Consider the following 21,040-nt stretch of genomic DNA (forward strand, 5'->3'; position numbering starts at 1 on the left):
GATTTTTTTGCTATTCTTCTCTTTGTGCAATAATCGCTTTATATAACGCGTTCTTTTTAAGACCAAAGTACTCAGCAGCCACACCGCAGGCTTTTTTAAGCGGCATTTCAGCTTCCAAAAGCGAAATTAACTTTTGTGCTTCAGGCGTGATTGCCGCTGTTTCTTTGCCTTTACCTGGTAAGATAAGTACCAATTCACCACGCTGGCGCTCTGGCTCATCCGTTAGAAACGCAATTAGCTCAGACACTTCACCGCTAAAAAACGTTTCATACGTTTTAGTAAGTTCTTTGGCAAACACCACTTGCTGCTGTTCTCCAAGCGCGCTGACAAGATCATCCAGACTGGCCATAATGCGATGCGTGCTTTCATACATAATGCTGGTGATCCCAGATTCAAACGCCTCTTTGAAAAATTGTTGTCTCGCTTGGCTTTTTGCTGGCGTAAAGCCAACAAATTGAAACTTATCTGTGGGTAACCCTGAGCAGCTCACCGCAGCAATTGCAGCACAGGCGCCTGGGACCGGTGTCACCTTTGCGCCAGCTTCACGACATAAATTCACCACGGCATAACCGGGGTCGCTGATCAAAGGAGTGCCTGCATCAGAGACCAACGCAATATCTTTACCTTCATTCAACCAATCTAATATTTGTTGGGCTTTTTGTTTTTCGTTATGATCATGCAAAGCAAAGGTTTTTGCTTTAATATTAAAGTGACTCAATAGTTTGCCTGTATGGCGTGTATCTTCTGCTGCAATAAGATCTACGTCAGCTAAGGTTTTCAGCGCCCGTTCACTAATGTCATCTAAATTGCCAATTGGTGTAGCAACGATGTGCAGGGTGCCAATTTTGTCTAAGGTGTCAGCTTTTGTCATTGAGCTCTCCAAGATCAGTCAGTAAGATATTCACATACAAGGTGATGAGTGAAGGTATACGCGTGCAACTGAAAAAAATAAGTCTAATAGTGGCTGTATTGTCCGGTTTATCGGCCTGTGGCACAACCCCTAAAAACGTACAACCAGCAACAAATCCGCAGACTCAAGCACCAACCGTGCAATCGACTGAGAATATGGATGCAAGTACACTGTATGCACTTGCACTCTCAAAGCAAGGCGCAAATAGAATACAAGTGCTTTACGGTGCACGAGAAGCTGCGATCAACGAGCGAAATTGGCCTATGCTGGAGCAGATCTGCTTTGAGTTAGAATCAAAAGCCAGCGTCGATCATGTACAAAATAAGCTCTATATTGCCTTTGCACAAAAAGAGCAAGGAAAGTATGAAAGCGCACACACTATTTTAACGAATATCAGTGATCAGCTTACCCTTGCAGAGCACAAAGGGTGGCATCAATACCTCAAAGGCAGTATTTTTGCCTCTCAGAAGTTACCTAAAAAAGCCCTCGTTCATTACTTTAAAAGCGCGGATACCGCGCAACAAAACAAACTCAACATCACTGGCTTAAATCAAGATATATGGACAGCATTACAGCAACTATCGTCCTACGCCCTAGAGCGTTTTGATCGTGGTTCAGTCATTCAACAAGGTTGGGTAAAGCTCGCTAAGTATCATCAAGTATATTTAGGCTCCACGGTGCAATTACACCAAGCAATGAACAACTGGCAAAGACGCTATAAAAATCATCCCGGCAGTTTTATTATCCCCAATGAGGTAAAATCTACCATCAACCTTGCGCCTTACCAAGCAACCAAATTAGCCATTTTACTGCCTCAATCAGGAAATAGTGAACGTCTAGGCTCGGCATTAAAAAATGGCTTTTTAGCCGCCATGGATAAAAGTCAAATTGAAGAAATTTACTTTATCGACGAAATGGACAGCGCGGAGCTTATCGAGCGAGAGTTACAAAAAAGCCAAGCAGATTTTGTCATTGGCCCGCTCTTGAAAAGCAACATTGTTAAGGTTAAATCAAGTCCATTTATCGCTCAGTCTGCAGCTATTTTTCTCAATGAGGTAAACCCAGATGAAGCACAACGGATCCATACTGAACACTATTACTTCGCTCTAAACCCTGAGCATGAAGTTGAGCAAGCCATGGTGCACTTTTTAGCAAAAGGCTTCCAAAAACCCATGTTGCTCGCGCCCAATACCCCTTCAGGACAGCGATTAATTGCACATTTCAATACTCAATGGCAAAACTTCAGCAAAACCCAACCTGAAGCTGGGTTTTATAGTAATAGCGAAGATATGGTCGAGGTGATCACTGAGCTACTAGAAGTGGATCGCTCTAAAGCCCGAATAAAAGAGGTCAAAAGCCTATTCCGCAGTGAAGTAGAAAGTGAAACACGCTCAAGACGAGATATCGATGCGATCTACATTCTTGGAGACGCCATTGAGACACGACTACTCAAACCCTATTTAGATGTTAACGTCAGTACATTTGCAGAACGGATCCCACTGTACGCAAGTTCACGGAGTTATAGTAAGCAAATAGATAAAACAGACAAGGGAGATTTAGAAGGGCTCTATTTTACTGAGCTGCCCTGGATGCTCCCCGACGTTGTGAATCAACGAAACCTGCGAGACACATATTCGAGACTCTGGCCCGAGCAAGCTGATATCGAACAACGCTTATTTGCCATGGCCCATGATGCGCTCAACTTAATACCAGAGCTCAAACAATTAAGTAGAATACCGGGTAAAGAGTTTGATGGATTAACCGGCGCACTCAGCATTAAAGAAGCCAATCAGATACATCGAAAGCTAAGCTGGGGTCAATACCATAAGAACAGTATTCGACTAGTAAGTCTAGATGAGAGACCGCCTACGCCGTTATTTATGCAACAAGTAGAATAAATACAAGTAATCACATCACACACTTAGCCTGTAAGGATAACAGTATGCTAAAAGGGATTTTTAACAACACCAGGGAAAAAGGGTCTTATTTTGAAGAGGTTGCTGAGCGCTACCTGCAAAAACAAGGGTTGACGCCAATAGCTCGTAATTACTTGTGTCGACATGGAGAAATTGATTTAATCATGAAAGATGCCCACACTTGGGTATTTGTTGAAGTGAAATACCGTAAAAGTCTTAAATTTGGCGGCGCACTCAATACACTTTCACAACAAAAACAGCAACGTTTAAGGCGTAGCATATATCAATACATGCAAGATTTTACCTTGCATAATGTAGCGCTGCGCGTAGACTTTGTTGCAATACAGGGGAATTCCCCACATGCGATACATTGGATAAAGAACGTTTTTTAATATGCAAGAATCAATCAAAGCCATCTTTACCGAAAGTATTCAAGCGCAAATAGCAGCGGGAGAGGCACTGCCTGAGCAACTGGAGACAGCTGCCTATGTTATCTCTCAAACATTGATCAATGGTAATAAGTTGATCTGCTGTGGTGAGCCAAGCAGCCATATGCTTGCTGAACACTTTGCCAGTTTACTTATCAATTTTTATGAAACTGAGCGACCATGTTTGCCAGCACTGACATTGAGTCAAGCCAGTATTAACCTCAGCGGCCAATCAACAAGTACGCAAACTGAGTTATTTGCCCGTCAGATAAGAGCAATTGCCCAAGAAGGTGATTTACTTTTTGCCATTGCACTTAACGGCAATGAAAAAGAAGTCATTAGCGCTGTTGAATCTGCATTGACCAAAGACCTTAAAGTCATCGCGCTGACAGGTAACGATGGTGGAGAATTAACCGGTTTATTAGGCCCAAATGATGTTGAGATCAGGGTACCTAGTAAACGCGCCAGTCGAATTTTAGAGTCTCACATGTTCACAGTGCATTGTTTAAGCCAACTTATAGACAATATTTTATTTCCTCAGGATGCCTAATATGCTGTTAAAACCCATCTTGTTAATTGCTGTTTTGTCTTTACTTCAAGGCTGTGCAGCAGCGGTCGTCGCCGGGACTGCAGGCGCGGTATCGGCAGCAAATGACCGACGCACTATCGGCTCTCAAATAGACGACAATAGCATAGAAATTAAAGCGACCATTGAGCTTAAAAAAATCCAAAGATTGGCAAAGCATGCCAACATCAATGTCGTGAGCGTCAATGGCACCGTTTTATTGACAGGACAAGTGGCCAATATAGAGATGAAAACACAAGCGCATAACGCGGTGAAATCGGTTATTGGTGTCAAAAAGCTCTTCAATCAAATCCGTATTGGCAGCAATATAGGTCTGTCGACCAAAGGTCATGATACATGGCTGACTTCAAAAGTGAAAACACAGCTGCTGGCAGATGATAACGTCAATGGCACCAATATTAAGGTTGTCACAGAAAACGCAGAAGTCTTTTTAATGGGGATGGTCGCCCCTGCAGAAGCGGAAAAAGCAGTAGAGATCGCACGCAACATTCACGGTGTGGAAAAAGTCATTAAGGCTTTTGAATACCTATAGTGAGCTCAAATATAAAAAAACCTGCTGATGCAGGTTTTTTTCTACTTGATAACGCGTAAATGAGCGCCTTTTTTAGGCTTTCCTTCTTGTGAAGGTGTTTGCTCTGCCGCGCTATCAGGCTGCTGTTCAACCTCTGGGGCCAACTCATCATCAGCATCATACGACTCTTCTTCGTAATCCTCTTCGATAGTCGATTCAGAGAAAATTGTCCCTTCACCATTTTCTCTGGCATAAATCGCCAGTACTGCGTCAACAGGCACGTAAACCTGCATTGGCTGGCCAGAAAAACGCGCACTGAAGCTCAATGCATCATTATCCATAGTGAAGTTATTTGCCGCACTTGGGCTCACATTCAAGACAATCTGACCGTCTTGTACAAACTGGACTGGCACTTGTACGTGAGGGAAGTTGGCATTGACAACTATGTGTGGCGTGCACTGATTGTCCACGATCCACTCATAGAACGCCCTTAGTAAATAAGGTCGATTAGATGTCATTAGCTGCGGATCTCGCGCTCAATATCAGTCAAAGACGCTTGGAAAGACTCACGCTCGAATAAACGTAGCATGTAATCTTTCAGCTCACTTGCACCGCTGCCTGACAGCTCAATACCTAATTGAGGCAAACGCCACAATAGCGGAGCCATAAAGCAATCAACCAAGCTAAACTCTTCACTCATGAAATAAGGCGCTTCACCAAAGATAGGTGCCACAGCAAGAAGTGCTTCAGTTAACTCTTTACGCGCATTATCAACGTCATTGCCTGACATGATTTTCTCAGCAAGGCTATACCAATCGCTTTCAATGCGGTGCATCATCAAGCGGCTGCGTCCACGCATAACTGGGTAAACTGGCATCAGTGGTGGATGCGGGAAACGCTCATCCAAATATTCCATAATGATATTAGCTTGATATAAGCCAAGCTCACGATCGATTAACGTCGGAACTGTACCATATGGGTTAATTTCGTGTAGCGCTTCTGGCAAGTTGTCCTTTTCAGCCAGATGAATATCAACACTTACACCTTTTTCTGCTAAAACGATACGAACCTGATGGCTATACATACAGTTTGCACCAGAAAAAAGAGTCATAACTGGGCGCTTATTGGCAGCTACGGCCATGCCTACCTCCATAAATTAATCACAAAGTAATCAAATCACTTTAAACAGCAATAGGGGCATGCGCCCCTATTACCTATAATCACCATTGAGTGTTCAAATTAATGAACGTCTCTCCAGTACTCTTTCTTCAACAAGAAAGCTAAGATGAAGAAGATTACCAAGAATCCGAGCACTTTGATACCTATTGCCTCAGATTCTAATCGAGAAGGTTCACCCACATACGCTAAAAAGTTAGTGAGATCTCTTGCTGCTTGGTCATATTCATCGTCACTCATCTCACCGGAGCCGTCAGTTTCGACACCCACAATTTTGGTTACCGTCTCGCCATTTTCAACTACTTCTTCAGTAATTGGCATTGGCAAGCCCTGTAGTTCTTGAAGAACATGAGGCATCCCCACCAATGGGAATACGATATTGTTCACACCAAAAGGACGAGATTCATCTTTATAAAATGACTTTAAGTATGTGTATATATAATCTGGTGATTTAACTCTAGATATCAAGGTTAAATCTGGCGGTGCCGCACCAAACCACTTAGCTGCATCCTCTTTCGACATAGAGTTTAAGATATGCGAGCCTACTTTTGAGTCATCAAAGATGAGTGTCTCTTTACCTATTTCAACAGGGATCCCAATGTCACGAAAAGTACGTTCATAACGTTGGTATTGCATCTGGTGACAACCTAAACAGTAATTCATGAACAGTTTAGCGCCACGCTGCAACGATGCATTATCCCTCAAGTCAATATTAGCGTCCATTAGTGGCACTGATGGACCTGCTGCCATTGTTAAGGTTGGCAACAATGCGAATAAACCGATTAATAGCTTTTTCATCATTTCGTCAACCTCGTAGGTAGTGGCTTGGTCACTTCATTCTTTGAATAAACATACAACAACACAAAGAACATGAAATACGTCACGGTACAAATCTGCGACAAAATGGTTGAAAATACCGTTTGTGGAGTCGCCCCAGCCCAACCTAAGATCAAGAAGGTAACCACAAATTGTGCAATGTTCAACTTATGCCATTTGCTACGATAACGAATTGAGCGCACTTTTCCTCGGTCAAGCCATGGCAATAATGCCAGAACGACTATCGAGGCACCCATAGCCACTACGCCCGCTAGTTTATCAGGAATAGCGCGTAAAATCGCATAGAAAGGCGTAAAATACCAAACAGGGAAGATATGCTCAGGTGTTTTAAGCGGATTAGCAGCTTCAAAATTAGGGGCTTCTAAGAAGAAACCATTCATCTCGGGCATAAAGAACACCACCCAACAGAATAAAATTAAGAACCCTGCCACACCTAAAATGTCTTTTACTGTGTAATAAGGATGGAAAGGAATGGCATCCACAACGTCTTTTTTACTGGTGTAGTATTCATGGAATTTAAAGTTAGGCTTGTCCTCTTCAGCCACAGAGCCTTTTTTACGTTTAATTTCAATACCATCAGGGTTGTTAGAGCCCACTTCATGCAGTGCAACAATATGTAAAAACACCAAGATCACCAACACTAATGGCAATGCGATGACATGCAGCGCAAAGAAACGATTTAGCGTAGCGCCTGAAATAACATAGTCACCTCGGATCCAAAGTGTTAAGTCTTCTCCGATAACAGGAATGGCACCAAATAAGGAAATGATTACCTGTGCACCCCAGAACGACATTTGCCCCCAAGGTAACAAGTAGCCCATAAATGCTTCAGCCATTAGGGCCAAGAATATCAACATACCAAATAGCCACAGTAATTCTCTGGGCTTTTGATATGAGCCATAGATCATGCCTCTAAACATATGCAGATAAACTACCACGAAGAATGCTGACGCGCCTGTCGAATGGAGGTACCTCAATAACCAACCATACTCCACATCACGCATGATGTATTCAACAGAAGCAAATGCCCCCTCAGCAGAAGGAACAAAATTCATCGTTAACCAAATACCCGTCACAATTTGATTAACCAATACCAAAATAGCTAAAGAGCCAAATAGATACCAGAAGTTGAAGTTTTTCGGCGCTGGATATTGCGCAATATGCATATTCCAAACGCGCGTCATCGGAATGCGATCATTGATCCAGTCGACGACTGAGCTAATAGCACCGCCAGAGCGCTTATTCGTCTCGTCTGCAGTTTGATTAGATTGTTCGTAATTAGTCGCCATTATGCCATCTCCTCTTCTTCACCCACTAAAATCGTGGTCTCATCTAGGAAAGTGTATGGCGGCACTTCCAAATTCAAAGGTGCGGGTACATTTTGAAAAACGCGACCCGCCATATCAAATTTGGAGCCATGGCACGGGCAGAAGAATCCATCTGCGGTCCCTTCCACTTTTTCACCGAATCCACCATTCATGAATGTTGGAGAACAACCAAGGTGGGTACAGATCCCAACAGCAACAAAAATCTCTTCTCGCTGAGAGCGATAGCTATTTTTCGCTGAATCCAGCTGCTGTGCTTCGTCAGAATTGGGGTCACGAAGTTGATCTTCGTGTTGCTTCATTTGTTCTAACATTTTTGGTGTACGATAGATAACCCATACAGGTTTACCTCGCCACTCAACACGAATTAATTGTCCAGGCTCAAGTTTGCTTATGTCCACTTCTACAGGAGCCCCTGCAGATTTAGCACGCTCACTCGGATTCCAAGACGCAATAAAAGGAACAGCAGCTCCAGCCGCACCAACACCACCTACGACAGAGGTAGCGATAGTTAAAAAACGGCGTCGGCTGTTGTCAACAGGCGCATTGCTCATCCACTTATCTCCACTATGATCCTCAACACTTGCTATATTGAGAACATCAGTTACAGCAGGTTAATTTTAAGATATTTCAAAATAGACGCGATCATTAGCAAAAACCATGTAAAAAACACGGTTATTACTATTCTAATTATGACCATATAAAGTGCTAAGCGCTTCAATAAACAGCCAATACTAGAAACGACAGGTTATGATATGACGTCTTTCGCAATGATTTCCTGACCAAGATCAACCTCTGTCCAGATGAATGAAAATTTAATCAGACGATATCGCGAATAATTTACTTGCCCTGCAAGTGTAGCAAAAGAAATGGTCAATAAGCGTACAAAGTGAACAACTTTTAGAGTTTACTGAAAGTTACTGAATGTGAGATTGGCGTATTTCAAGGTGTTTTAATAGGGATATTCATAACAGGCACAACAAACAAAAAACCCAGCACAAGGCTGGGTTTTTGAAATTCTGAAACGTAATAAATTAACGTTTTGAGAACTGTGTCTTCTTACGTGCTTTCTTAAGACCAACTTTCTTACGTTCAACGCGACGAGCGTCACGAGTAACGAAGCCAGCTTTACGTAGAGTAGGACGTAGTGACTCGTCAAACTCCATTAGTGCACGAGTGATACCGTGGCGGATTGCGCCAGCTTGACCAGTCATACCACCACCTTCAACAGTGATGTAAAGGTCAAACTTCTCAGATAGCTCAACTAGCTCTAGTGGCTGACGAACAACCATACGAGAAGTTTCGCGACCGAAGTATTCTTCGATAGAACGTTGATTAATTACGATGTTGCCAGTGCCTGGGCGTAAGAATACGCGAGCACTTGAACTTTTACGACGACCTGTACCGTAGTATTGATTTGCCATGATAGTGCTCCTTAAATGTCTAGAACCTGAGGCTGTTGTGCCGCATGGTTGTGCTCGTTACCAGCGTAAACTTTAAGTTTACGGAACATTTCACGACCTAGAGGACCGCGAGGTAACATGCCTTTAACTGCTTTTTCGATGATCATTTCAGGCTTTTTAGCTTGAAGTTTTTCGAAGTTAACAGACTTAAGACCACCTGGGTAACCAGAGTGAGCGTAGTACATTTTTTGCTGAGCTTTGTTACCAGTTACAGTAACTTTTTCAGCGTTGATAACGATGATGTAATCACCAGTGTCAACATGTGGAGTGTACTCAGCCTTGTGCTTACCGCGTAGGCGAGCAGCGATTTCAGTAGCAATACGACCTAAAGTTTTACCTTCAGCGTCAACTACGTACCAGTCACGTTTTACAGTTTCTGGTTTAGCAACAAACGTTTTCATTTATAAAATCCAAAGTTTTCAGTTAAAACCACAGGTAGTCAGAGGACTACCGCTCTACTAATGGTGCTTCAACCCCTTCGAGTTTAAGACTTTTTTGCCGCTCAAGTCGGTGGCTAAGCCGACGAGGGCTATAGAACGCAACGTGGCAGGCCGCGGATTATAGCAAGGGTAGTTGGGAAAAACCAGCGTATGGCCGATTTTTCCGCCAGAAATGTGATTTTACTAAGCTAAGTGTTCTCTGGATAGATACTCTAATGACTGCATCTCTTGTAAGCGACTGATACAACGTCTAAATTCGAAGTTTAATGTCCCCTCTGTATAGATTTCGTCGATAGGCGCTTCAGAAGATATGATCAAGGTGACATTGCGCTCATAAAACTCATCAACTAACGCGATAAATCGTCTTGCCGCATCGTCGTTAGATTGTCCCATTTGCTTCACATTCGATAAGATAACCGTGTTATATAAACGGCTAATTTCCATATAGTCCACTTGTGATCGGGCCGTTTCACATAATTGGGTAAAATCAAACATCGCAATGCAATCAGATACCTTGCGCGTTTTAATCATTCTTCCTTCGATTTCTATCTCAGCATCAAGTACACCCGGCTCTGGTGACAGCTTATCGAAGTACTCAAATAAGTTAGCATCCGCTTGTGCATCGAGTGGACTATGGAAGATTTCTGCTGATTCTAATGTGCGCAGACGATAATCAATACCCGAGTCAACATTTACAATTTCAGTGTTCGCTTTCACCAATGCAATCGCTGGCAAGAAGCGTGCGCGCTGCAAACCATTTCGATATAATTCATCAGGCACAATGTTAGATGTTGCAACTAACACAATCCCGCGCTCAAACAAGGCTTCCATTAATCCGCCCAGCAGCATGGCATCCGTAATATCTTGGACAAAAAATTCATCGAAGCAGATGATATCCGTTTCAGCTTTAAAAATATCAGCGACCACATTCAAAGGGTTTTTCACTTCTTTAAGCTTTTTGAGCTCATCATGCACCCGATGCATAAAGCGGTGAAAGTGTACGCGCATTTTTCTGTCGCTCGGCAACGCCTCATAAAAAGTATCTACTAAATACGTTTTTCCACGACCGACCCCACCCCAAAAATAGAGTCCCTTCACCGACTCTACCTGCTTCTTTGCAAACAGCTTTGCAAAGAAACCTTTGGGCTCAGGTGGTTGTGCGATTAAATCATCATATAAACGCTGTAAGTGCTTGACCGCGTTTTCTTGTGCACTGTCGTACTGAAAGTCATCTCTTTTAAGGTCTTCTTGATACTTTTCCCAAGGCGTCATCATATTTTTTATTAAACTGAGCAGTTTTCTTTGCCCAATATATTAACACGCATCCATTCTCAGCGTATATTTAACCTATCGATTGAGAGTATTTTAGTAAAAGTAACAGGTGTCACTCACCTTACACAGGAGTAAATATGACAACAATTGCATGGTTGGGCTTATTAATCATCGTAGCGATCAGTGCATTCTTCTTAGGTTCACTCTTTACCAAAAAGCAGTTCAAGCATGAAGAGTTAGAACAGCAAGCACAACAAGCAGAGCAAAACTTAGAGCAATACAGGCAGGATGTGGCAGACCACTTAGCCAATACTAAAAAGCTAGTGGGTAAAATGCACGACAATTACAGCCAACTGCTTCAGCATGTTGAAGATACAAATCAACTGTTACTAGAAGAAAAGCGCAGTCAATCAAATGAACCTTTCTTCTCAAAAGAAACCACAGAGCAGCTTCAAGCTTCTTTGCGCGCAAGACCTGAAAAAAGACGGAATTCAGAATCTGTACACAATGCACCTCCTGCCGATTATGCAGAAGGAGAAAGCGGTTTATTCAATGATGAGCGAGCAAAAAGCGAGCAATTAAAAACTTCTTGATGAACTTTTTTTTGACCCCATAGTCTTTAGAAATAACTACCAAATAACTGAGCGGGTACTCCCCGCTCACAAAACTAACTCATGTCATTTTGAACGAAAACAACTGTTTTGAGTTGACCAAAATGATGTGTTTAACGCTGTTATTTAGGAGAATTTCCAGACTATGAAATTAAAATTAACTTTATTATCCGCAGCGCTTTTTTCTTCAAGCTTACTTTTAGCACCACAAAGTGCAGAAGCAAGGCTACCTGTTGCGGTTGATGGTCAACAACTCCCCACACTGGCTCCAATGTTAGAACGCGTAACCCCGGGGGTCGTGAGCATTCAAGTTTCTGGCGCTAAAGAAGTGCGCCGCCGTGTTGACCCATTTGATTTTTTCTTTGGCAATCCCCCACCACGTACTCAAAAACGCCCTTTCAGTGGGTTAGGTTCAGGGGTGATCATTGATGCCGATGAAGGCTATGTGGTCACAAATAACCATGTAATAGATGAAGCTGACAATATCCTTGTCACACTAGAAGATGGTAGAGAGTTTAAAGCAAAGCTGATCGGTGCTGATAAAGAGTCTGACATTGCATTATTACAAATCGATAATGACAACCTCACAGAAGTGAAACTCGCCAATTCTGATAAATTACGTGTTGGTGATTTCTCTGTTGCCATAGGCAACCCATTTGGCTTAAGTCATACCGTCACCTCTGGCATTGTCAGCGCGCTGGGGCGTAGTGGTTTAAATATCGAAGGCTACGAAGACTTTATTCAAACAGATGCGGCCATCAACCAAGGTAATTCAGGTGGCGCGCTGGTCAACTTAAAAGGTGAACTGATTGGCATCAATACGGCCATTTTGGGAGCGTCTGGCGGTAATGTTGGGATCGGCTTCGCTATCCCGTCCAATATGATGAAGAACCTCGTTGATCAAATTATTGAGTACGGGCAAGTAAGGCGTGGTTCTCTTGGCGTCGTTGGCCGTACACTTAACGCTGGACTCGCTGAGGCACAGGGCTTTGATGTTAAGCAAGGTGTGTTTATCCAAGAGGTGACTAAAGACTCAGCGGCAGCAAAGGCAGGCGTAAAGGCGAACGATGTTATCATCAGTATTGATGGCGACAATGTGGAAAGCATTGACGAATTACGAGGGAAAATTGCGACGCTCGGTGAAGGACGAGAAATTGAAGTCGGCATTTACCGTGATGGTAAAAAGCGTACCCTTGATGTAAAGCTGCAAGGTCAAAACGAGCGACAAGCACAAGCTGACCGTATTCACCCAAGCTTGCAAGGCGCCGTACTTGAAAGTAACGAGCGAAACGGTAATCAAGGTATCGTGGTCGTCAGCGTAGAAGAGCGCTCACCTGCAGCCCGTGTCGGACTGCAAGAAGGTGATGTGATCATGCAGGTGAATCGCCAACGCGTCACCACAGTACGTGACATGAAGCGACTAATCGACGACATTCAAGGTAATATAGTGCTAGGTATTAAACGAGGCAGAGATTCTGTTTTCTATTTAATTCAATAAATAACACAAAAAAAGCCTCAGAATTACGCAGCGGCTCTTGCCGCTGCGTTGTTTTGTGTCATCATAGATTTATCGCAAAATAAACTATGTATAATAATAAACCGTGTTGCAATTTATTAGATTTATCCTTGCCCCAGTCTTGATTGGGCTTGGTATCGCGTTTTTAATTCTCTGGTTAAAGCCAGAATTAAAAGAAAGAGCTGCCAACCTCAATGTACCTTATACGGTAGAGCAAATGAGCTTTGCCAATGGCGTTAGTCGCGCAGCACCTGCCGTGGTCACTATTTTTTCCGAAAGCTTTAGCTCCGTCCCCCGCTTTAAAAGGCAAAATCGCATCCAAGAGCTCGGCTCAGGCGTGATTATGAGTACGGATGGCTATATTTTAACGAACTACCATGTCATTAACAGCGCAGACCAAATTATCGTGTTATTACCTGACGGTAGACAATATTACGGCATACTTATCGGCTTTGATACCATTACGGATCTTGCAGTTATTAAAGTGGAAGACAACCACCTCCCCGTCATCCCCATGGATGATAACCTATTGCCGCGTATCGGTGATGTTGTACTCGCTATTGGCAACCCACTTAACTTGGGGCAAACCATTACCCAAGGGATCATCAGTGCAACCGGAAAGCAAGCGCTGACTGAGAGCCAATACAACAGCTTATTGCAAACTGATGCCGCTGTGAATGTGGGTAATTCAGGCGGTGCATTGGTCAATTCAAATGGTACCTTAGTGGGGATCACGTCAGCACAATTTACCACCCGCTATAATATCGATATTGAGGGGATCTCTTTTGCTGTTCCTTATCGATTAGCCAAAGATGTAATGACTAAAATCATAGAAGATGGCCGCGTCATTCGAGGCTACCTCGGTTTTAAAGGCACCGCGGTTGATAACAAAGGCCAAATAATCACAGACGTGTACACCCCCATAATGGGACTTCGCATCAGAGACTTAGACCCACTTGGTCCTGCTTGGCAAGTAGGCATGAAAGACGGGGATATAGTCACTAAAGTGGCAGGTAAAGCCATAACTAACCCACAGCAAACGCTTCGCACCATAGGTAATACAGAACCTGGTACAGTATTGGAGTTTGAAGTAAACCGAAATGGACAGCGTTTATCATTTATGGTCGAAGTCATGGAATTAGAGACCCCTATTTACTAGGCCTCTTTTAAATAAAAAAGCGAGCTAAGCTCGCTTTTTTTAATTGTGTTTTCTGCGAATGTTCGCACCCAGTCGACTGAGCTTATCTTCTATTTTTTGATACCCTCTATCAACATGGTAAATACGGTCCACCACAGTTTCACCTTCGGCAATAATCCCCGTTAAGATCAAACTTGCCGAAGCACGAAGGTCTGTCGCCATTACCTGAGCACCAGATAGGCGCAGAGTCTCATCACAGATCGCTGTATTGCCTTCCAAACGAATGTTTGCGCCCATTCGCTGTAACTCTGGCACATGCATAAAGCGATTTTCAAATATGGTCTCTGTAATAGTCGCGCTGCCATTTGCAACAACATTAAGCGCTGTAAACTGTGCTTGCATATCGGTTGGAAAACCAGGGTGAGGCATGGTCTTGATATTAACCGCCTTTAAATCTCGGTTTTTCATGCTGACGAATATGCTATCGTCATTCACTTCAACAGCAACATTTGCTTGACGAAGCTTTTCAAGCACAGGCTCCAAACTCGCATGATCTGTGTTACGACACAATACTTCACCTTTGCTCATTGCTGCAGCCACCAAAAAAGTGCCTGTTTCAATGCGATCAGGTAGAATTTTATGCTCACAGCCGCTTAGCTTTTCAACACCTTGTACTTCAATACGACTAGAGCCCGCTCCCTGAATATTCGCCCCCATCGCCGTTAAACACTCAGCAAGGTTAATAATTTCAGGTTCGCGCGCGGCATTTTCTAATACCGTAGTCCCCTCTGCAAGCGTTGCAGCCATGAGTAGGTTCTCTGTTGCACCAACCGACACAGTTTCCATGAAAATTTCTGCGCCTTGCAAACGCTTACCTTGAGGTGTCTGCGCATTGATATAACCATTTTCAACCGTAATTTGAGCGCCCATTTTTTCAAGGCCCGAGATGTGTAAATCCACCGGTCTTGCGCCAATTGCACAACCACCGGGCAAAGATACTTGTGCTTGACCAAAGCGTGCAAGCAGAGGCCCTAGTGCGAGTACAGAGGCGCGCATTTGCTTTACAAGCTCATAGGGTGCCAGCACTTTATCAACACTGCGACCATCTACTTCAAGTAAGTCGCCGCGCCATGTCACCTCAGCACCGAGTGTGCGCAGTAAAGCTTCAGTGGTAACAATATCGCGTAATTGAGGCACATTGCTGAAAATACTTTTGCCATCAGCAAGCAATGCTGCAAATAAGATAGGTAGAGCCGCATTTTTGGCTCCAGAGATAGTGACTTCACCGTTTAAAGTGGTGCCACCTTGGATAACAAACTGATCCATTGTGGCTCCTAATTATTGTGGCAAGATAAACTTTTGCTCGCGTTGCCACTCGGTAGGTGTGAATGCTTTAATGCTTACAGCATGGATTGTTCCATCTTTGATCACTTCCATTAATGGACCGTAGACCATTTGCTCTCTTTTTACGCGTCTTAGTCCATCAAAACACTCGCCAACAGCAATCACTTCATAGTGACTGCCATTTGCTTTTACTTTTACTTCTTCTAAGGTCAAAGATTGCTGTAAAACAGTTTCGACTTGATTTGTTTCCATCGGACTCACTCAAATAAGGTTGTGACCTGCCCCAATTCCATCAAATTTTGCAATTGCTCAGGTCTATTCTGCAACTCAAGGCGCACGCCTTGTCGTTTTAATTTGCCTAAAGAGTGAATTAACCAAGCTAAGCCCGCGGTGTCAACCCTTGAGACCTCACAAAGGTCAAAATACAGCACTGACTGCGCATTTTCTAACAATTGGTTAAGAAGTGATTCATTTATTAAGGTGTCACGGGTCAATTCCCCTTTCACCGCCACCGTGTCATCAGCAACTTTGTTGAAGTGCAGATTAGGCATTTCCATCATCCCCTCTGAACTGCACTGGCAGCTGGCTTTTCTTCTCTAACAGAGAAATAACATGCTCAATGCCTTGCTGGCGCAAAATACCGTGTAATTCACTTTGCTTAGCATCTAACAAACTGATCCCCTCAGCCATCATATCAAAAGCGCGCCACTCGCCTTGCTTGTTTTGACGTACTTTAAAGTCAATCTTAATGTCTGGTTTACCTGCTTCAACAATCTTGGTTCTCACAGTCGCGACATTAACATCTGCAAAAGGACGCGGTGCTTCAAACTCCACTTTCTGGTCTGTATATTGGGTAAATACACCAGCATATGTCGCCACCAAATATGATTTAAATACCTCGATAAATGCGCGAATGTTTTTGACTGCTTGCGCCTTTTCTTGTTTATCTTTGATATTACGCACTTTTTGTATATAGCTGCCTAACACGCGATAAGCAGCATATTTATAATCAATATATGGCAAGAGCTCCTGCTCTACGATAACTCGTAAATGCTCCTTATCTTTTGCAATGATGTTCTGGTCTTTTGCCACGCGCTTAAACGTATTGTCGGCAACTTGTTGAACCATCTTATAAGGGTCTTTCAAATCAACCTGTGCAGCATTAGCAACTGCGCTAAATAATGTCAGCGTCAACACACTGATAGCGATAACGAAATAATTCTTTAGCATGGTGACTTACTCGCTGCTTTGATTAAATAGGAACTGGCCAATCAACTCTTCTAGTACCAGTGCAGATTTTGTATCTGTGATGGTGTCGCCATCTTTGAGCGCGAGACTCTCAACGCCAAATAAGTCATCTAAATCTACCTCATCTTGCGTAGAAACTTCATTGCCTAAACATGTTTGCTTGGCAGACTCAGACGCGATAACAGGTGAAATACCTAAATATTGCTCACCTAAAATACCTGAAGTTAAGATAGCCACAGACGTTGTATCCGAAAACTGACATTCATACGTCTTATCAATGCTCATGCTCACCACTGGCACAAACTCTTGCGGATGAATGCGAATGCCGTCGACGCGACCAATTACAACACCACCTACTTTAATCGGCGCGCGTGTTTTCAATGAGCCAATATTGTCAAATTTAGCGTCTAGTTGATATGTTTCACCATTGCCGCTGATCCCCGCATTGGCTACTTTCATGGCTAACATCACAAATGCAGCGACGCCTAGAGCGACAAATAAGCCAACCAAAATTTCTATTTTCCGTGTATTCATTTTTCTTAACCCTTAACTCGAAAACATCACTGCTGTTAGTACAAAGTCAAAACCTAAAACAGCCAATGAAGAATGCACAACGGTTTCCGTTGTTGCTTTGCTGATCCCTTCTGAGGTCGGGACACAATCATAACCTTTATACAGTGCTATCCACGTCACAATTAACGCAAATACAAAACTTTTGATCAGACCATTCATGATATCTTGCTGTAAAGAAACCTGAGACTGCATGATTGACCAGAAACTACCAGAGTCGACACCAAGCCAGTCAACACCGACTAAATGTGCACCTAATATTGCCACTGCTGAGAATATAAGTGCGAGCAAAGGCATACTGATAAAACCTGCCCAAAAACGAGGCGCAACAACACGTTTTAATGGATCAACCGCCATCATTTCCAAACTGGATAACTGCTCTGTCGCTTTCATTAAGCCTATTTCGGCGGTCAGTGCACTACCCGCTCGACCTGCAAATAAGAGCGCTGTAACCACAGGCCCCAGCTCTCGCAATAAGCTCAAAGCAACGAGCGGGCCCAAGCTGTCTTCGGCACCATAACCAACTAATACAGTGTAGCCTTGCAGTGCCAAAACCATACCGATAAACAACCCAGATACCATGATAATCAACAGAGATTGATGACCAACCATGTAAAGTTGTTTTATCAGAAGTGGTGTGCCTTGACGGATATTAGGCATATTTAGCAATGCACCTAATAACATGCGCGTAGCTCGCCCGATTGATGCAAAGCGATTGAGCGTTTTATGTCCTAGCTTTTGTAAAAAGTCCACGCTTACACACCTCCATCCAATAATTCCTCATCGTAAGGTGCTGCATTGAAATGAAATGGTACTGGACCATCTGATAATCCCTGCAAAAACTGCTGCACGAGTGGCGAGCTATGAGCTAACATTTGCTCAGGAGTACCACTGCCAATTACACCTTGCTCAGCGATAATGACCACGTGGTCAGCAATACTGAGCACTTCGGTAACATCGTGCGTAACAATGAGGGATGACAAACCTAACACTTCATTAAGTGACTTTATCATCCTTACCAGAACCCCCATGGAAATAGGGTCTTGGCCAGCAAACGGCTCATCATACATGATAAGTTCTGGGTCTAGAGCAATAGCTCGCGCTAAAGCAGCGCGTCTTGCCATACCACCAGATAACTCGGCAGGCATCAGATCTTTTGCGCCTCGAAGGCCTACAGCTTGTAACTTCATTAAAACAATCAAACGAATGAGATCTTCGCTTAATTGCGTATGTTCGCGCAGCGGGAAAGCAACATTGTCAAACACTGACATGTCAGTAAATAATGCACCGCTTTGAAACAACATACTCATTTGCTTTCGTGCTTGATATAACTCCGTTCGAGTCATGGCGGGCACACTTGAGCCCATAAATGTAATATCACCACTGTCTGGACGAAGTTGACCACCTATTAAGCGCAACATGGTGGTTTTACCAATCCCACTCGGCCCCATGATGGCTGTAATTTTACCCCTCGGCACTGAAAAGCTCATATTTTTATATATGACTCTTTCACCGCGAGAAAAGGTTACATCCTTGACTTCAACGATTGACTGCGACAAGTCGCTCTCCATATATCGATTTCACCAATGGGTGAATAATACGTTTTTTTCAACCAAGATGGAAAATGCAAATTGGTAAAATTTTGTAATAGGCACCGTTAAAAAAAGTTATTTGTCATCATTCTCAGTAATAGAATGTAATTCAATCGGGGACAGACCCAGTAACTAGGTCAGATTATTTATACATTTGACAACGCATTTGATAATATTTACCGCACTGTAATTTAGTTGCTCGGCATAGGTTTCATGGTTTTATCTTTTGTCATTCTCATCTTAGGTTTTATTGCACTGGTTTGGAGCGCGGATAGGTTTGTGTTTGGCGCAGCCGCCTTGGCGAAAAATTTCGGCGTTCCCACTTTAATTGTTGGCCTAACGATTGTTGCTATGGGCTCTTCAGCTCCAGAAATGATGGTCGCAGCACAAGCTGCTTTATCAGATAAAACAGACACTGCCGTCGGTAATGCCGTTGGCTCCAATATTGCCAACATTTTACTTGTTTTAGGTATCACTGCCCTGCTTCGTCCCCTTGCTGTCGGTTCTGGCATTTTACGCCGAGAAATGCCACTGCTTATCATCGTGTCACTGGGCGCTTGGTATATCATCAGCGATAACTACTTTAGTGCTACTGAAGGCTTTGTTTTATTGGCTGGGTTTGCAAGTTTCATCCTTGGTCTGATTTATATCACCAAAAATAGCAGTAAAGACCAAGAAGATGATCCTCTCGTTTCAGAGGCATGTGATGAAGTACCAGATAATGTCCCGACCAAAAATGCCCTGTTATGGCTCGTTGTGGGCATGATAGTACTGCCTGTCAGTGCAGATTTGCTAGTTGACTCTGCTGTCGATATCGCAAAATTTTTTGGTATGAGCGACTTGTTAATTGGTTTGACAATCATTGCAATCGGCACCAGCTTACCTGAGCTTGCGGCCTGTGTAGCAGGTGTACTAAAAAATGAAGACGACCTTGCTCTGGGTAACATCATAGGCTCCAATATTTTCAATATCCTTGCAGTATTATCAATCGCGGGCATATTAAACCCTGCTCAACTGGATATGAATATTTCCCAACGCGATATCTACGTCATGTTAGGTGCGACTGCTGCGCTCATTATCATGAGTATTAACCTCAGAGGTAAACGACAAATTAACCGTATTGAAGGCGGCGTACTGCTTGCCGCGTTTGTTGGCTACATGTATGCAATTATCTAGGAGTAAGTATGGATAAGCACGTATTTATTGAGTCCGCAAAACGCGTACTCGATATTGAGCAACAAGCGATTAGCGAGCTCAATCAGTATATAGACAACAGTTTTATCTCAGCTTGTGAGCTAATGCTTAATTGCACTGGCCGTGTAATTGTCATCGGCATGGGAAAATCAGGTCACATTGGTAATAAAGTTGCGGCGACACTGGCCAGTACAGGCACTCCCTCTTTCTTTGTTCATCCGGGCGAAGCGAGCCACGGGGATTTAGGTATGATCACCGCCGAAGACGTCGTCTTGTTGATTTCCAATTCAGGTGAAACTGGCGAAGTTGTCGGCATTATTCCTGTCATAAAAAGAATTGGCGCACGCGTGATCAGCATGACTGGCAACGCAAACTCCACAATGGCGCAGCAAGCGGATATTCACCTGTGTATTAAAGTTTCAAAAGAGGCCTGCCCGCTCGGTTTAGCCCCAACTGCGAGCACCACAGCGACACTAGTAATGGGGGATGCATTGGCGGTTGCTTTACTTGAAGCAAGGGGCTTTACTGCGGATGACTTTGCACTCTCTCATCCAGGTGGCAGCTTAGGTAAAAGACTATTATTAACGCTTCAAGACATCATGCATAGCGGCAGTGATGTACCAATGACTCCGCTGGGGAGCTCTATCAAAGACGCATTATTCGACATGTCAGCTAAAGGCCTAGGTATGACTGCCATCGTGAATGAGCAAAAGCAGCTATGCGGTATATTTACTGATGGCGATTTACGCCGTGTTATCGAACAAAAAGCCGATTTGCATAATGATACTATTGATTCAGTGATGACTATTTGTTGTACTACGGCATCGCCTGATATGCTGGCTGCTGAAGCCCTTAATATCATGGAAAAAAAGCGCATTAATGGCCTAATCGTCATTGATGAAAATAAATACCCTATCGGGGCACTCAATACTCAAGATCTACTGCGAGCAGGAGTACTATAAA

General features: G+C 43.4%; 25 protein-coding genes. 9 read left to right on the forward strand and 16 right to left on the reverse strand.

Features of this window, described 5'->3' with window-relative positions:
- Positions 1-10: 10 nt before the first annotated feature.
- Complete coding sequence (gene rsmI / locus AC2CZC_RS04390; protein ID WP_484583966.1) at positions 11-871, reverse strand: 16S rRNA (cytidine(1402)-2'-O)-methyltransferase; 861 nt, start codon at positions 869-871, stop codon at positions 11-13.
- A 62-nt stretch (positions 872-933) separates the two neighbouring features.
- On the opposite strand from rsmI, the gene AC2CZC_RS04395 reads away from it, so the two are divergent.
- Genes AC2CZC_RS04395 through dolP form a run of 4 tightly spaced genes read left to right on the forward strand, consistent with a single transcriptional unit; the run spans position 934 to position 4,372 of the window.
- The gene (locus AC2CZC_RS04395; protein ID WP_484583967.1) at positions 934-2,808 is read left to right on the forward strand and encodes a penicillin-binding protein activator; all 1,875 of its coding nucleotides are present in this window, start codon (positions 934-936) and stop codon (positions 2,806-2,808) included.
- A 44-nt stretch (positions 2,809-2,852) separates the two neighbouring features.
- On the forward strand, positions 2,853-3,218 hold the full coding sequence (locus tag AC2CZC_RS04400; protein ID WP_063361399.1) for a YraN family protein: 366 nt from the start codon (positions 2,853-2,855) through the stop codon (positions 3,216-3,218).
- A gap of 1 nt (position 3,219) precedes the next feature.
- Entirely contained in the window at positions 3,220-3,804 is a 585-nt protein-coding gene (locus tag AC2CZC_RS04405) for an SIS domain-containing protein (protein ID WP_063361398.1), read from the forward strand.
- 1 nt (position 3,805) lies between these two features.
- On the forward strand, positions 3,806-4,372 hold the full coding sequence (dolP, locus tag AC2CZC_RS04410; protein WP_063361397.1) for a division/outer membrane stress-associated lipid-binding lipoprotein: 567 nt from the start codon (positions 3,806-3,808) through the stop codon (positions 4,370-4,372).
- Between the two features lie 41 nt (positions 4,373-4,413).
- On the opposite strand, the gene AC2CZC_RS04415 is transcribed toward dolP, so the two are convergent.
- From AC2CZC_RS04415 to zapE, 8 genes are all read right to left on the reverse strand, one after another.
- The gene (locus tag AC2CZC_RS04415; RefSeq protein WP_063361396.1) at positions 4,414-4,869 is read right to left on the reverse strand and encodes a ClpXP protease specificity-enhancing factor; all 456 of its coding nucleotides are present in this window, start codon (positions 4,867-4,869) and stop codon (positions 4,414-4,416) included.
- A complete protein-coding gene (gene sspA, locus AC2CZC_RS04420; protein WP_211036133.1) occupies positions 4,869-5,492 on the reverse strand; it encodes a stringent starvation protein SspA in 624 nt (207 codons plus the stop codon). The genes AC2CZC_RS04415 and sspA overlap by 1 nt, the downstream gene beginning before the upstream one ends.
- Before the next feature lie 98 nt (positions 5,493-5,590).
- A complete protein-coding gene (locus AC2CZC_RS04425; protein WP_237136112.1) occupies positions 5,591-6,328 on the reverse strand; it encodes a cytochrome c1 in 738 nt (245 codons plus the stop codon).
- Positions 6,325-7,548 (reverse strand): cytochrome b, encoded by a 1,224-nt coding sequence (locus AC2CZC_RS04430; protein WP_063361535.1) that lies wholly within the window; start codon positions 7,546-7,548, stop codon positions 6,325-6,327. Before AC2CZC_RS04430 ends, AC2CZC_RS04425 begins: the two co-directional genes overlap by 4 nt.
- Positions 7,549-7,652: 104 nt before the next feature.
- Complete coding sequence (gene petA, locus AC2CZC_RS04435) at positions 7,653-8,243, reverse strand: ubiquinol-cytochrome c reductase iron-sulfur subunit (RefSeq protein ID WP_284022197.1); 591 nt, start codon at positions 8,241-8,243, stop codon at positions 7,653-7,655.
- Between the two features lie 480 nt (positions 8,244-8,723).
- Entirely contained in the window at positions 8,724-9,116 is a 393-nt protein-coding gene (rpsI, locus tag AC2CZC_RS04440; protein ID WP_155732008.1) for a 30S ribosomal protein S9, read from the reverse strand.
- An 8-nt stretch (positions 9,117-9,124) separates the two neighbouring features.
- Positions 9,125-9,553, reverse strand: coding sequence for a 50S ribosomal protein L13 (gene rplM, locus AC2CZC_RS04445; protein ID WP_023397225.1), 429 nt, complete (start codon positions 9,551-9,553; stop codon positions 9,125-9,127).
- A gap of 222 nt (positions 9,554-9,775) precedes the next feature.
- A complete protein-coding gene (gene zapE / locus AC2CZC_RS04450; protein WP_484584843.1) occupies positions 9,776-10,864 on the reverse strand; it encodes a cell division protein ZapE in 1,089 nt (362 codons plus the stop codon).
- Between the two features lie 137 nt (positions 10,865-11,001).
- On the opposite strand from zapE, the gene AC2CZC_RS04455 reads away from it, so the two are divergent.
- The 3 genes from AC2CZC_RS04455 to AC2CZC_RS04465 all read left to right on the forward strand — a co-directional run bounded on the left by AC2CZC_RS04455 (position 11,002) and on the right by AC2CZC_RS04465 (position 14,150).
- Positions 11,002-11,457, forward strand: coding sequence for a Z-ring associated ZapG family protein (locus AC2CZC_RS04455; protein WP_063361391.1), 456 nt, complete (start codon positions 11,002-11,004; stop codon positions 11,455-11,457).
- A 163-nt stretch (positions 11,458-11,620) separates the two neighbouring features.
- Positions 11,621-12,973 (forward strand): DegQ family serine endoprotease, encoded by a 1,353-nt coding sequence (locus tag AC2CZC_RS04460; RefSeq protein ID WP_063361390.1) that lies wholly within the window; start codon positions 11,621-11,623, stop codon positions 12,971-12,973.
- A 103-nt stretch (positions 12,974-13,076) separates the two neighbouring features.
- Positions 13,077-14,150 (forward strand): trypsin-like peptidase domain-containing protein, encoded by a 1,074-nt coding sequence (locus tag AC2CZC_RS04465; RefSeq protein ID WP_063361389.1) that lies wholly within the window; start codon positions 13,077-13,079, stop codon positions 14,148-14,150.
- 39 nt (positions 14,151-14,189) lie between these two features.
- Here the strand turns inward: AC2CZC_RS04465 and murA are convergent, their stop codons facing one another.
- The 7 genes from murA to AC2CZC_RS04500 are packed head-to-tail and all read right to left on the reverse strand — an operon-like array spanning position 14,190 to position 18,862.
- A complete protein-coding gene (murA, locus tag AC2CZC_RS04470) occupies positions 14,190-15,455 on the reverse strand; it encodes a UDP-N-acetylglucosamine 1-carboxyvinyltransferase (RefSeq protein ID WP_484583968.1) in 1,266 nt (421 codons plus the stop codon).
- 12 nt (positions 15,456-15,467) lie between these two features.
- On the reverse strand, positions 15,468-15,725 hold the full coding sequence (locus tag AC2CZC_RS04475) for a BolA family protein (RefSeq protein ID WP_284022202.1): 258 nt from the start codon (positions 15,723-15,725) through the stop codon (positions 15,468-15,470).
- Between the two features lie 5 nt (positions 15,726-15,730).
- Positions 15,731-16,024, reverse strand: a complete 294-nt coding sequence (locus tag AC2CZC_RS04480; RefSeq protein ID WP_063361387.1) for an STAS domain-containing protein — start codon at positions 16,022-16,024, stop codon at positions 15,731-15,733.
- Positions 16,017-16,703, reverse strand: coding sequence for an MlaC/ttg2D family ABC transporter substrate-binding protein (locus AC2CZC_RS04485; RefSeq protein WP_484583969.1), 687 nt, complete (start codon positions 16,701-16,703; stop codon positions 16,017-16,019). The genes AC2CZC_RS04480 and AC2CZC_RS04485 overlap by 8 nt, the downstream gene beginning before the upstream one ends.
- A gap of 6 nt (positions 16,704-16,709) precedes the next feature.
- Positions 16,710-17,255 (reverse strand): outer membrane lipid asymmetry maintenance protein MlaD, encoded by a 546-nt coding sequence (gene mlaD, locus AC2CZC_RS04490; RefSeq protein WP_063361385.1) that lies wholly within the window; start codon positions 17,253-17,255, stop codon positions 16,710-16,712.
- 12 nt (positions 17,256-17,267) lie between these two features.
- Positions 17,268-18,044, reverse strand: a complete 777-nt coding sequence (gene mlaE, locus AC2CZC_RS04495; protein WP_063361384.1) for a lipid asymmetry maintenance ABC transporter permease subunit MlaE — start codon at positions 18,042-18,044, stop codon at positions 17,268-17,270.
- A gap of 2 nt (positions 18,045-18,046) precedes the next feature.
- On the reverse strand, positions 18,047-18,862 hold the full coding sequence (locus tag AC2CZC_RS04500; RefSeq protein ID WP_063361383.1) for an ATP-binding cassette domain-containing protein: 816 nt from the start codon (positions 18,860-18,862) through the stop codon (positions 18,047-18,049).
- A 234-nt stretch (positions 18,863-19,096) separates the two neighbouring features.
- On the opposite strand from AC2CZC_RS04500, the gene AC2CZC_RS04505 reads away from it, so the two are divergent.
- A complete protein-coding gene (locus AC2CZC_RS04505; protein WP_484583970.1) occupies positions 19,097-20,059 on the forward strand; it encodes a calcium/sodium antiporter in 963 nt (320 codons plus the stop codon).
- A 122-nt stretch (positions 20,060-20,181) separates the two neighbouring features.
- Positions 20,182-21,039 carry a KpsF/GutQ family sugar-phosphate isomerase gene (locus AC2CZC_RS04510; protein WP_484584844.1) on the forward strand — a complete coding sequence of 286 codons (858 nt, stop codon included), beginning with the start codon at positions 20,182-20,184 and terminating at the stop codon, positions 21,037-21,039.
- Position 21,040 lies beyond the last annotated feature (1 nt).

The organism is Pseudoalteromonas sp. MMG033 (assembly GCF_057197785.1).